We start from the raw sequence: 12,342 nt of genomic DNA on the forward strand, positions 1-12,342 counted from the left end.
GTAATCCTTTCATCCGACTTGATGGCGGGCGCAGATCGGCGCAATCTCTCCCGGAATCCCCAAGGGGTCGCAGGGTCGCGCGCGGACGCGCGGGGACATTCATCCGCAGGTGACAATCATGAATGTCACGGCGATGAGACTTGCCATACCGTTGCTGGCGCTTGCCGCCGGCGGCACGGCGGCGTTCGTGTTCGGCATCCGCCAGACCCAGCAGATCCTGGGCGCGAACACGCCCTTGATGGCGGCGGCGCCGTCGAAGCCGGCCCCCGCGCAAGCGCAAGACACGAATCGGGACAAGACTGCGCTGGCCACAGCGCAAACCGACACCGCGGCCCTGGCCGACGCGCTCGGGGCGGCGCCGGCATCGGGCGGCGACGCCGTGCCGGAGTTCGACGTCGTCAACATCGAGCCGACCGGCGAGACGGTCGTCGCCGGCCGCGCGCTGCCGGGCGCGACGGTGGAATTGCTGCGCAATGGCGAGGTGCACGATCGCGCCGTGGCGGACAAATCCGGCCAGTTCGTCATGGTCCCGCGCCCGCTTCCGCCGGGAAACTATGACCTCACTTTGCGCATCACGCGTGACGGCAAGCAGGTGACCTCCAAACAGAGCGTCGCGGTGGCGCTCGAGGCTGCGGCAAGGGAGCGGCCGATGGTGGCGCTGATGGCGCCGGACAAGCCGGTCAAGGTGCTGTCGCAACCTGCGGCCGCGGCGCCGGCCGCCGGGAAGGTTGTTGTCGCGGCGGTCGAGACCGAACCGGGCGGCAAGCTGCATGTCAGCGGTCAGGCACCTCCCGGCGCGACCGTCAGGCTCTATCTCAACGACAGTTTGATCACCTCCGCCACCGCCGATGCGGCGGGGCACCTCTCGGTCACGATCAACAAGGGCGTGGCGGCCGGCGATTATCGCGTCCGGCTTGACGACGTCGACCCCGGCTCCGGCAAGGTCCGCGCGCGCGCCGAGGTGCCGTTCAACGTTCCGGACACGACGACGACCGCATCGATTCCGGCATCGGCCGCGTCGTCCGGTAGTGCCGGTGTGACCACACCGCAACTTGCGGCGGCGACTGCCCCTACCACGTCTGATGCGAGTTCACCTTCCGCCGTGATCGTGCCGAAGATCACGACGACCACGGTGGCGCGCGGCGACAGCCTGTGGCGAATCAGCCAGCGCGCATTCGGCGCCGGACAACGCTACGCGGTGATCTATCGGGCAAACCAGCAGCAGATCCGCAATCCCAATTTGATCTATCCCGGCCAGGTCTTCGTCGTGCCGGCACGGTGAGGCCGGCCTTCCGCCAACGGTCACTTGCCCGGGGATTTCAGGAACGCCACGATCCTGGCGCGATCCTCCGCCGAGCGCACGCCGGTATACGGCTTCATGCCGTTGCCCGACACCACGGCTTCGGGATCCTCGATGAAGTGCAGCAATGTGCGCTCATCCCAGACGATGTCGGATGATTTCATCGCCTGAGAATAGGGAAAGTTCGCAACCGATCCGGCCTTGCGGCCGATGATGTCATGCAGGTTGGGGCCGGCGCGGTTGTCGCCATCCTTGACGGTGTGGCAGGTGCGGCAGGAATTGTTGAATGCCTGCTCGCCCGATACGCCCGCGTCCTGGCCGTAGGACGGCGAGAGCGGCAGGGACGCCAATCCGCATAGGAGGACAATAAATCTTGGTCGCATCGATCACTCCGTCGGAAGTGCCATGCCGTCAACGCAGAGGCGGCGTGAAAGGTCCTCCCACGACGGGCCCCACATCTGGCGCAGACGCGCGCGCCGCACTAGATGTGCTGCCATGCATCACCCCGCCTTGCAGGATTTCATCGATCGGCACCAACGCCTGTTTGTCCTGACCGGGGCCGGCTGCAGCACCAATTCGGGCATTCCCGATTATCGCGACACCGACGGCAACTGGAAGCGGACGCGACCGGTGACGATCCAGGCGTTTTTGGGCGAGGCGGCGACGCGGCAGCGCTATTGGGCGCGCAGCATGGTCGGCTGGCGGCGGTTCGGCCGGGCCGCGCCGAACGGTGCGCATCGCGCGCTGGCCAAGCTCGAACAGCAAGGCCGCTGCGAACTGCTGCTGACCCAGAATGTCGACCGCCTGCACCAGGCCGCGGGCAGCCAGCGCGTCATCGACCTGCACGGCCGGCTCGACGTGGTGCGTTGCCTCGGCTGCGGCGCGACGATGCCGCGCGAACAGTTCCAGGGCGAGCTGGCGCGGCTGAACCCGGCCTGGATTGCGCTCGATGCCGCCGACGCGCCGGACGGCGACGCCGATCTCGAGCAGGATTTTTCATCCTTCGTGGTGCCGGCCTGCGAGGCCTGCGGCGGCGTGCTGAAACCCGATGTGGTGTTCTTCGGCGAGAACGTGCCGCGCGACACCGTTGCGTCAGCGCAGGCGCATCTCGAGCAGGCCGACGCGCTGCTCGTCGTCGGCTCCTCGCTGATGGTCTATTCCGGCTTTCGCTTCGTCCGCATGGCGGAGCAGCGCGGCCTGCCGATCGCCGCCGTCAATCTCGGCCGCACCCGCGCCGACGACCTGCTCTCGCTCAAGGTCGAGGATAGTTGCGAGACGGCGCTGGCGTTTCTGCTGTAGACCGCTGCTGCCTCCACGTCATTGCGAGGAGCGACAGCGACGAAGCAATCCATCGTTCCGCATATGCGGAGGGATGGATTGCTTCGCGGAGCCTGTCATCGGGCGCGCGTTCGCGCGACCCGTTGGCTCGCAATGACGACGGATAGAGTTATCGCACTACGCGCGATGGCGCGGTGACTTGGCCATCGGCAGATTGGCGTTCCAGTGCGTCCAGCTGACGCTGGCGAGGCTGCCGAGATCCGTCGCCAGCGGGCGGCGGGTGCGGCGCTCGTACTCGGCGATGCAGCGGCCGGATTCTCCGATCTTGCGCTGCAATTCGTCGATCGTCATCTGCGTGGCGCGGCCGCAATTGGCCTTGCCGAGCTGATCGACCTCGATTTGCTTCAGTGCCGCGCGCAGCCGCTTCAGCTGCGCGCGTTGCCAGGCGATGTGACTGTCGCTGTCTGCCGTCATGTGGCCGCTACCATCTTTGATCGTTGCACGCCGTTGGGAACCTCGATGTCGACCTCGAGCATCGAGACGAACTTGCCGCGGTCCATCCGGACCACGACCTTGTCGGGATCGACATCGATATGCTTGGACACCACGCTCAGGATTTCCGAGCGGAGCGTCTCCAGGAGATCGGGCGCACCGGTCCGGCCGCGCTCGTGCGAAAGCAGGATCTGCAACCGCTCCCGCGCGACGGGCGCCGATGCAGCGCGGCCACCGAACAGCCGCATTACGTTCATCATGCCGCCCTCCGTCGCAGCAGCCGGTCCATCAGCCCCTTGCGCTGGACCGGCACGGTCATCTCGACCTGCTCCCCCATCAGGCGCCGCACCGCGTCGGTATAGGCCCGCGCCGGTGCGCTGCTTGCAGCGTTCAGCGTGACCGGGCAGCCGACATTGGAGGCGCGCAGCACGTCCTGGCTTTCCGGGACGATGCCGAGCAGCGGCGTCGCCAGGATTTCCAGGATATCGTCGATCGACAGCATCTCGCCGCGCGCGGCGCGGCCGGCGTCATAGCGGGTGACCAGGAGGTGCTTCTCGACCCGCTCGCCGCGCTCGGCGCGGACCGTCTTGGAGTCCAGCATGCCGATGATGCGGTCGGAATCGCGCACCGACGAGACTTCCGGATTGGTGACGATGATGGCCTCGTCGGCGTAGCGCATCGCGAGCGTCGCGCCGCGTTCGATGCCGGCCGGGCTGTCGCACAGGATCCAGTCGAACTTGGTCTTGAGGTCGGCGATCACGCGCTTGACGCCCTCTTCGGTCAGCGCGTCCTTGTCGCGGGTCTGCGACGCCGGCAGCAGCCAGAGGTTCTCCAGCCGCTTGTCGCGGATCAGGGCCTGCGGCAGCTTGGCGACGCCCTGCACCACATTGATGAGGTCGAACACCACGCGCCGCTCCGCGCCCATCACCAGATCGAGGTTGCGCAGGCCGACATCGAAGTCGATGACGACGACGTTCTGGCCCATTTGCGCAAGCGCCGCGCCAAGCGCGGCGGTTGAGGTCGTCTTGCCGACCCCGCCCTTCCCAGACGTCACGACCAATACCTTGGCCATTCTCTCTCTCCTTGTAGTCAGTCGGTCAGTTCAATGGTGTGATGCGCAGCATTTCGCCCTCGAGCCACGCCTGGGCGGGCCGGTTGCGCAAGCTGTCGGCGATGTCATCTGCGGTCTGGTAGTAGCCGTCGATGGCGAGCAGTTCGGCCTCGATCTTCTGGCAGAAGATGCGGGCCTGCGAATTGCCGTTGATGCCGGCCATGGCGCGGCCGCGCAGCGTGCCGTAGACATGGATCGAGCCGCCGGCGACGATCTCGGCGCCGGAGCCGACCGAGCCGAGCACGGTGACGTCGCCCTCGGCGAACACGATCGACTGGCCGGAACGGACCGGGCTCTCCAGCAGCAGCGACGGCAGCTTGGTCTTGTCCTTGTCTTTGTCCTTCGGCGGCGGCGCCTTCGGCTCGACATGGGTGATCGCGCAAGCGCGGCCGCCGGTCAGCAGCGGCGGCATGTTGGCGCCGAGCTTCGATTCGTCGACGCCCTCGATGCCGAGGATGCGGATGTTGCGTTCGGCGAGGCTGCCGATCAGATGGGCGATCGCGGCCTGGCTGAGATCGACGGCCGAGAGGTCGAGCACGATGGGCTTGCCAGTGAAGAAGCCCGGCGACTTCGCCAGCGTCGCGTCGATCTCGGCCAGCCAGGACACCACAGGCACGACCGGCGAGAAAACGAACGCGACATAGGAACGGCCGCGCATGCGGACCTGCTGACGTGCGACCTGTTGAGTTGCGTCCATCGCCCCTGACTCGGTTGTCTTGTCGAATGGTTAACAATCGGCCCGCATGGTTAACCGAAGGTTAACAGGCGTCAGGGTTTTCACTGATTTGGGACGGCTGATCCTCCGGCAGCCGTCGCGGGCTGCAAAGCGTTGCTCGGATGCAAGGCCCAGGCGCCAGCGGCGCGGGTCAACGCCGCGGTGACCGTTCGGCCTGCACCGATGCATCGAACACGGCGCGGCAGGACGGGCTGAGCTGCTCGACCTGGGCGGCCATGCAATCCCTGATCCGGCCGCGATCCGGGATGTAGGCGCCGCACAGCCGCATCGCATCGCCCATGCAGGCCTGGCGCTGCATCGATTCGTTCGGGCCGGACTGGGCCAAAGCGGGCGCGATGGTTGCACCGAGAAGGACGAGGGCAAGACGAAGTTTCATGGATCACTCTCTCACTGGCAGGTTGAAGGGTTGGTCGAGACTGGATGTCACGACGGTTGACGTATTGGTCGTGACTGACGTCACGACGTGGGCTTGCGGCCGTCGTTGGCCGCGCGCTCGGCGCCGGCTTGCGATGGCGGAAGGTGCAGAAACGTTGCGACCGTGGTGTCGAGCAGCTCGCTCCACGCCGTTGCGGGATCGATCTCGGGCGCGAGGCGGCCGAGCAGCATCGGAAAGGCAGGCGGCTGGTTGAGGGCCGCATTGAGCAACGCGAAGAACAGCGCCGGATGGCTGCTGCGGATGATGCCCGCCGCGATGCCGGCCTCCAGAAGGTCGCGCGCGCTCTCATAGGCCGGACGCAGCAGTTTTTCGGTCACCCGCGTCGAGCGCTCGGGCGCCTCGGCGCCGTGGCGAACGACGAAGTTCCTCACCTGCGGATGCGCGACGTAGAAGGTGGCGACCGTGACGATGAGATCGCGCAGCCGCTCGCCGAGCGGCCGGTTCGTGTCGGTCGCGATCGCATGCACCTCGGCCATCACCGGCAGCGCGAGCACCACGATGCGGTCGAGGCAAGCCTCCCACAGCGCGGCCTTGTTGCCGAAATGGACGCGCACGAGATTCGGCGCGACGCCCGCCGCCGCGGCGACGCTGCGCAGGTCGGCGCCGTCAAATCCCTGGTTGGCGAAGGCCTCGGTCGCCGCGATCAGCAGCGCCTGGCGGCCGTCCGGCATGTCCTTGCTGCGGCGTCCCCTGGGCCGGGAGACCGGTGCGGTCGCCACCTTGCTCGTATCGATCATCGCTGCCTCTATATGTTCAATAGTACATATAAACCTTCGGATGCACCGTTCAAGGGGAGCAAGGGCGGAGAAATTTCGACGAAAAATGCCTTTCAGATCAAAAGGCTAAGTTCGATTTGGAGCGTGTTACGCTCCGGCAGGACCTTCACTCCACTGTCGCCCGAACGCTCGACGGCAGCAGGTGCGCAAGCCCAAACAAAAGAGCCGGCGTCGATCGACGCCGGCTCCTGCGATTGCGCGTGCTTGAAAGGAACGGCTCAGCTCTTGACCTCGGCAGCCCAGGTCTTCTCGATCTGCTTCACGACGCTGTCGGGCATCGGGATGTAGTCGAGCTCTTCGGCGCTCTTGGCACCCTTGTCGAAAGCGAACTTGAAGAACTTCAGCGCTTCCTTCGAGGCCGCCTTGTCGGTCGCATCCTTGTGCAACAGGATGAACGTCGAAGCGACGATCGGCCAGGACTTGTCACCCGGCTGGTCGGTCAGGATCAGGTAGTAGCCGGGCGCGTTGGTCCAGTCGGCGTTCGACGCGGCAGCCTGGAACGCGTCGTTGGTCGGCTGCACGGTCTTGCCGGACTTGTTGATCAGCGCGGTGTAGGTCAGCTTGTTCTGCTTGGCATAGGCATACTCGACGTAACCGATCGAGTTCTTGGCCTGCGCGATGTTGCCGGCGACACCTTCGTTGCCCTTGGCGCCGACGCCAACCGGCCACTCGACGGCAGTGCCGGAACCGATCTTGCTCTTCCAGTCCGGGCTGACCTTGCTCAGATAGTCGGTGAAGTTGAAGGTCGTTCCCGAACCGTCGGCGCGATGCACGACCGAGATCGCTTCCGACGGCAGCTTGGCCTTCGGGTTGAGCTTCTTGATCGCGGCATCATCCCACTTGGTGATCTTGCCGAGGAAGATGTTGGCAAGCGTCGGACCGTCGAGCACCAGATCGCCGGCCTTCACGCCGTCGAGGTTCACCACCGGAACGATCGCGCCCATGATCATCGGCCACTGCGCAAGTCCGTCCTTCTGCAACTGGTCGGACTTCAGCGGCGCGTCGGTCGCGCCGAAGGTCACGGTGTTGGCTTCGATCTGCTTGATGCCGGCACCCGAACCAATCGACTGGTAGTTCACGCCGCTGCCCGAATCCTTCTTGTAGGCATCGGCCCACTTCGACAGGACGGGGAAGATAAAGGTCGAACCGGCACCGGTGATGTCGGTTGCGAAAGCCGGCGTCGCCATGGCGACCAGACCGGCGGCGACGATTGTCTTGACGAATTTCATGCTGATCTCCGTGGAAACGCGAAAGGTCTCGCGCGCAAAATGCTCTCGTTAGCAGCGGCAACGTTTTTTCGAACGCCGGTGACGATGGGATGACAGCAGCGCCTAACCTTCGGCCTACATCGAAAGTCCGAAAACGGCAGGGATCCTGCCATTCGCAGCCCGCTCACGCATGCTGGAGCGTCGCAGCGGTACCTATTCCGCCTTGATGTTGGCCGACTTGACGATCGGCCACCATTTCTCGATCTCGGCAGCCTGATGGTCGCGCAGCGCAGCGGGGCTTTGTTTTTCGGGCGGCGGAATCTCCTGCCCGAGTTCGGCGAAGCGTTGCCGGACGGCGGGTTCCGCAAGCGCAGCCATCACCGCCTTCGACAGCCCAGACACGATATCGGCCGCCGTGCCCTTCGGCGCCCAGATGCCGTGCCAATAGGCGATACAAAGACCCGGCAATCCGGCCTCATCGACGGTCGGAATATCGGATGCCGATGCAAGCCGCGACGGCGCCGTGACCGCAAATGCCTTCACGGTGCCGCTCTTCACCTGCGGCAGCGAGTTGGAAGCCTGATCGAACATGATGTCGATATGCCCGGCCATCAGATCGTTCAGCGCGGGACCGGCGCCGCGATACGGCACGAAGGAGAAGTTGGTCTCCGTCAGCTGCTGGAAGAACACGCCGGCGACGTGCGCGCCCGAACCCGGACCCGCGGTGCCCGCCGTCGCCTTGTCGCCATTGGCCTTGAGCCAGGCGATCAGCTCTTTCAGGTTCTTCGCCGGCAGATCGGGCCGGCCGATGATGAGCTGCGGCCCGCTGGCGATCAGTGCGATCGGCGCGAATTCGCGCACGTCATATTGTAGCTGATAGATCGCGCCGTTGAGGCAATGCGTGCCCCAATGCCCGATCGTGATCGTGGAGCCGTCGGGCGTCGCGCGCGAGGCACGCAGCCCGGCGACGGTGCCGGAAGCGCCCGTGACATTCTCGATGATGACGGGATGGCCGACCGTGCTGCGCATGTATTCGGCGAGGATCCGCGCCAACACATCGGTCGGCCCGCCGGCGGCGAACGGCACGATCATGGTGATCGGGCGCGCCATGGTCTCGGTACGCGCGCCGCGCGATGCAAGCGGCAGCGCCGCCGCGCCGAGCGCAAGTTGCAGGAATGGCCGGCGAGACATGTTGGACATCTGCGTTCCCCTGATGCGGCCTCATGGAGCCGCTGATCTAGAAGCTCCAGCCCTTCGACGTGGCCCAGTCCAGCATGAATTGCTCGGTCTCGCGGCCGGCGTCGGCGAGCCATGCGGTGAAGTCGGCGATGGCGCCGGCGCTTTCATTGTCGGCGAGATAGAACGAGCGGTATTCACGCTTGCGCAGGCCGAGGTCGCCGAACGGCAGGCAGAGCTGGCCCGCCATCAGCTCGTCGATCACCAGAAACAGCGGAAACAGCCCGATGCCGATCCGCTCGATGGTCGCCTGCAACGCAAAAAACATCTGCTCGAACCGCAACGTCTCCTGATCCGCGCTCATCTCGCCGCCGGCCTGCGCCAGCCAGCGCGGCCAGTCATAGGGCTCGGTCAGATAGGTGATCAGCGTGTGGTGCCGCAGGTCATCCGGGGTGGCGAGCCGTCCGCGCTTCAACAGGTCGACATGGCAGACCGGCGCGATCAGCTCGGTCATGAAGTGCTGCGACATCCAGCCCACGGGCTCGCCGACATTGCCGCGGATCGCGACGTCGAACGAGCGGTCGTTGACGTTGAGCGGCCCGATCGAGGTTAATAGCCGCAGCTCGACATCGGCGCGCATGCGCTGGAACGACGAGATGCGGCGGATCAGCCAGCGCATCGCGAATGTCGGCGGCGCGCTGACGCGCAGCACCGACGGCGATCCGTAGGCCTTCATGTCCATCGAGGCGAGCGCGAGGCGATCGAGGATCGCCGTGACCTCGCGATAATAGATCTGCCCGGCCGCGGTCAGCGTCAGTTGCGAGGGCGCACGGCGGAACAGCTTGACGCCGAACCAGTCCTCGAGAAGCGCGACCTGGCGGCTGACGGCGCCGTGGGTCACCAGCAGCTCTTCAGCGGCCTTGGTGAAGCTCACATGCCGTGCGGCCGCCTCGAATGTTCGCACCGCGTTGAGCGGTGGCAACTTTCTCATGATCGTGTCGCGTCTCCGGATGCGTCAGGAGGATAGCGTGGGGGCGTCCGGATTGTCGAGGGCACGGACGAATTGCGCGCGGTCGAGGTCGCCTTCCCAGCGCGCCACCACCACGGTCGCCACCGCCGTGCCGATGAAGTTGGTCAGTGCGCGCGCTTCCGACATGAAGCGGTCGATGCCGAGCAGCAGCGCGATGCTCGCCACCGGTACATGGCCGATCGAGCCCAGCGTCGCGGCGAGCACGATGAAGCCGCTGCCCGGCACGGCGGCCGCGCCCTTCGAGGTCAGCAGGCAGACCACCACGAGCCCGATCTGCTGCATCAGCGACATCGGCGTGTCGGTGGCCTGGGCGAGGAACACGCTCGCCATGGTGAGGTAGATGCAGGTGCCGTCGAGATTGAAAGTGTAGCCGGTCGGGATCACGAGGCCGACGGTCGATTCGGCGCAGCCGGCGGCCTTCATCTTGTCGATGAAGCGCGGCATCACCGATTCCGAACCCGACAGGCCCAGCACCAGCAGCAGCTCTTCGCGCAGATACCGGATCAGCTTGAAGATGCTGAAGCCGGCGAGGCGCGCCACGATGCCGAGCCCGACGATCACGAACAGCACGCAAGTGAGGTAGAACACCAGCATGAAATGCGACAGCGCGACGATCGAGCCGACGCCGTATTTGCCGATGGTGAAGGCCATGGCGCCGAATGCGCCGATCGGTGCGATCCGCATGATCATGCCGATCAGGATGAACAGGATCTTTGACAGCTTCTCGATCGCGTTCAACACCGGCCTGCCGTTCTCGCCATAGCGTTGCAGGGCGATGCCGAACAGCACGGCGAAGAACAGCACTTGCAACGTGTCGCCGCTGGTGAAGGCGCCGCCCACGGTCGACGGAATCACGTTCATCAGGAAGCCGACCACGGTCTGCTCGTGCGACTGGGTGACATAGGAGGCGACGAGGCGGGAATCCAGCGAGGCCGGCGAGACGTGCATGCCGATCCCGGGGCGCGCCAGATTGATGACGACAAGGCCGATGATCAGCGCCGCGGTCGTTGCGATCTCGAAATAGACAAGCGTCTTGATGCCGATCCGCCCAGCCTTGCGCATGTCGCCAAGGCTCGCGATGCCGTGCACCACGGTGAGGAAGACGATCGGCGCGATCGCCATCTTGATCATCTTGATCAAGGCGTCGCCGAGCGGCTTCAGCGCCGCGCCGGCATCCGGCCAGAGATAGCCGACCAGCGCGCCAAGCGCGATGCCGATCAGCACCTGGACATAGAGACGCGCATGCCAGGGCGCTGCGGCAACGTCGAGACGGGCGGCACCGTCATTGGTGATGGTGGACATGGGCGTCGATCCTCGGGAGTATTATGTTGGCTGCGCAGGAGGCATCGTCGGCAGACGCATCGATGCAGCAGCGGCGGGACGTTGGCGGGCGATGGCGCAAAGCGCAAACGAGTTAAGCTCAGGCAGCGTGACCTCAGCTCACAGGCTGGCGACAAGCGCAGCAGCGACGAAGCGGCGGCATCGCAGGTGTGGGCCAGCCGCGTGAGCCCACCTCACGCTCCGTCAGCATTACTCGTTTGCGGGCGCTTCCCGCTTTGACCGACAAAGGCACAGGAGCCGGTCCGTCAACCGGCGCAAGCTGTGAGGAACGACAATGAGCAGACTTTCGGTGGCGGTGATCGGCGCCGGCATGGGCGGGCTGGCCTCCGCCGCGGCGCTGAGCCGCGCAGGGATCGATGTAACGGTGTACGAACAGGCCCAGCGCTTCACGCGGCTCGGTGCCGGCATCCAGATCGGCTGCAACGCCATGAAGGTGATGCGGGCGTGGGATCTCGAGCCGGTGCTGCGCCGCGAGGCCTTCTATCCGCGGTCCTGGAACAACAAGGAATACGACACCGGCGAGGTGCGCTTCGACATGGTGTTCGGCCCGTCCGCCGAGGAGCGCTATGGCGCGCCTTACCTGCTGGGACATCGCGGCGACCTGCATGCGGCGCTCGCCAGCGCCGTGCCTGATAACCTCATCCGCCTCGATCACAAGCTGACCGCGATCGAGCAGCGCGCGGACCGCGCGGTGACGCTGAGCTTCGCCAACGGACACAGCACGACGGTCGACGCGGTGGTGGCCGCCGACGGCGTGCATTCCTTCGTCAAGGAGCGGCTGTTCGGCCGCGACGAGCCGAACTTCACCGGCCGCATCGCTTATCGCACCGTGTTCCCGGCTTCGCTGCTCAACGGCTACCCGATCGACGACTGCACCAAATGGTGGGGACCGGATCGCCACATCGTCATCTATTACGTCAAGCCCGACCGCAGCGAAGTCTACTTCGTCACCAGCCAGCCGGAGCCCGGCTTCACCGTGGAATCCTGGTCGGCGACCGGCGACGTGCGTGAGTTGCGCAAGGCGTTCGAGGGCTTCCATCCGCAGGTCTGCAAGGTGCTCGAGGCCTGTCCGTCGGTGCACAAATGGGCACTGGTCGACCGCGATCCGCTGCCGCGCTGGAGCGACGGCAACATCACGCTGCTCGGCGACGCCTGTCATCCGATGACGCCTTACATGGCGCAGGGCGCGGCGATGGCGATCGAGGATGCGGCGGTGCTGTCGCGGTGCCTGAAGGATATCGATCGCGACGGCGTCGCTGAGGCCTTCCGCCGCTTCGAGGCGACGCGCAAGCCCAGGACCTCGCGCGTGCAGGCAAGCTCGCGGACCAACACCTGGCTCAAGAACCCGACCGATCCGGACTGGGTCTACGGCTACGACGCCTGGACCACGCCGCTCGCCGAGCCGGCGCTGGCCTAGAGCATGACCCGGAAAAGTGTGAAGCGGTTTTCCGAAAAGGC

14 protein-coding genes are annotated in these 12,342 nt (G+C 65.7%); 3 read left to right on the forward strand and 11 right to left on the reverse strand.

Annotation, left to right across the window (positions count from 1 at the left end; translation table 11 throughout):
* Window positions 1-109 precede the first annotated feature (109 nt).
* On the forward strand, window positions 110-1,282 hold the full coding sequence (locus BI327_RS28725) for a LysM peptidoglycan-binding domain-containing protein (RefSeq protein WP_076864631.1): 1,173 nt from the start codon (window positions 110-112) through the stop codon (window positions 1,280-1,282).
* Window positions 1,283-1,302: 20 nt separating this feature from the next.
* Here BI327_RS28725 and BI327_RS28730 read toward each other — a convergent pair whose 3' ends face one another.
* Window positions 1,303-1,683: a c-type cytochrome gene (locus BI327_RS28730; protein ID WP_076864632.1), complete on the reverse strand. Its 381-nt coding sequence runs from the start codon at window positions 1,681-1,683 to the stop codon at window positions 1,303-1,305.
* A 112-nt stretch (window positions 1,684-1,795) separates the two neighbouring features.
* On the opposite strand from BI327_RS28730, the gene BI327_RS28735 reads away from it, so the two are divergent.
* The gene (locus BI327_RS28735; RefSeq protein WP_076864633.1) at window positions 1,796-2,599 is read left to right on the forward strand and encodes an NAD-dependent protein deacetylase; all 804 of its coding nucleotides are present in this window, start codon (window positions 1,796-1,798) and stop codon (window positions 2,597-2,599) included.
* 156 nt (window positions 2,600-2,755) lie between these two features.
* Here the strand turns inward: BI327_RS28735 and BI327_RS28740 are convergent, their stop codons facing one another.
* The 10 genes from BI327_RS28740 to BI327_RS28785 all read right to left on the reverse strand — a co-directional run bounded on the left by BI327_RS28740 (window position 2,756) and on the right by BI327_RS28785 (window position 10,845).
* Window positions 2,756-3,052, reverse strand: coding sequence for a hypothetical protein (locus tag BI327_RS28740; RefSeq protein WP_076864634.1), 297 nt, complete (start codon window positions 3,050-3,052; stop codon window positions 2,756-2,758).
* Window positions 3,049-3,327: a cell division topological specificity factor MinE gene (gene minE / locus BI327_RS28745; RefSeq protein ID WP_026192121.1), complete on the reverse strand. Its 279-nt coding sequence runs from the start codon at window positions 3,325-3,327 to the stop codon at window positions 3,049-3,051. Before minE ends, BI327_RS28740 begins: the two co-directional genes overlap by 4 nt.
* Complete coding sequence (gene minD / locus BI327_RS28750; RefSeq protein ID WP_076864635.1) at window positions 3,327-4,142, reverse strand: septum site-determining protein MinD; 816 nt, start codon at window positions 4,140-4,142, stop codon at window positions 3,327-3,329. The genes minE and minD overlap by 1 nt, the downstream gene beginning before the upstream one ends.
* 25 nt (window positions 4,143-4,167) lie before the next feature.
* A complete protein-coding gene (minC, locus tag BI327_RS28755) occupies window positions 4,168-4,878 on the reverse strand; it encodes a septum site-determining protein MinC (protein WP_076864636.1) in 711 nt (236 codons plus the stop codon).
* A gap of 169 nt (window positions 4,879-5,047) precedes the next feature.
* On the reverse strand, window positions 5,048-5,293 hold the full coding sequence (locus BI327_RS28760) for a hypothetical protein (protein ID WP_076864637.1): 246 nt from the start codon (window positions 5,291-5,293) through the stop codon (window positions 5,048-5,050).
* Window positions 5,294-5,373: 80 nt separating this feature from the next.
* The gene (locus tag BI327_RS28765) at window positions 5,374-6,090 is read right to left on the reverse strand and encodes a TetR/AcrR family transcriptional regulator (RefSeq protein ID WP_245334967.1); all 717 of its coding nucleotides are present in this window, start codon (window positions 6,088-6,090) and stop codon (window positions 5,374-5,376) included.
* Window positions 6,091-6,347: 257 nt separating this feature from the next.
* Entirely contained in the window at window positions 6,348-7,358 is a 1,011-nt protein-coding gene (pstS, locus tag BI327_RS28770; protein ID WP_076864638.1) for a phosphate ABC transporter substrate-binding protein PstS, read from the reverse strand.
* Window positions 7,359-7,550: 192 nt separating this feature from the next.
* The gene (locus BI327_RS28775) at window positions 7,551-8,528 is read right to left on the reverse strand and encodes a tripartite tricarboxylate transporter substrate-binding protein (protein ID WP_076864848.1); all 978 of its coding nucleotides are present in this window, start codon (window positions 8,526-8,528) and stop codon (window positions 7,551-7,553) included.
* Window positions 8,529-8,574: 46 nt separating this feature from the next.
* A complete protein-coding gene (locus tag BI327_RS28780; protein ID WP_083742245.1) occupies window positions 8,575-9,504 on the reverse strand; it encodes a LysR substrate-binding domain-containing protein in 930 nt (309 codons plus the stop codon).
* A gap of 24 nt (window positions 9,505-9,528) precedes the next feature.
* Window positions 9,529-10,845, reverse strand: coding sequence for a dicarboxylate/amino acid:cation symporter (locus BI327_RS28785; protein WP_083742246.1), 1,317 nt, complete (start codon window positions 10,843-10,845; stop codon window positions 9,529-9,531).
* A gap of 313 nt (window positions 10,846-11,158) precedes the next feature.
* Here BI327_RS28785 and BI327_RS28790 point away from each other — a divergent pair, with 313 nt between their 5' ends.
* A complete protein-coding gene (locus tag BI327_RS28790) occupies window positions 11,159-12,301 on the forward strand; it encodes an FAD-dependent monooxygenase (RefSeq protein WP_076864640.1) in 1,143 nt (380 codons plus the stop codon).
* Window positions 12,302-12,342: the final 41 nt, after the last annotated feature.

It is taken from the genome of Bradyrhizobium mercantei, from assembly GCF_001982635.1.
Taxonomy (GTDB): domain Bacteria; phylum Pseudomonadota; class Alphaproteobacteria; order Rhizobiales; family Xanthobacteraceae; genus Bradyrhizobium; species Bradyrhizobium mercantei.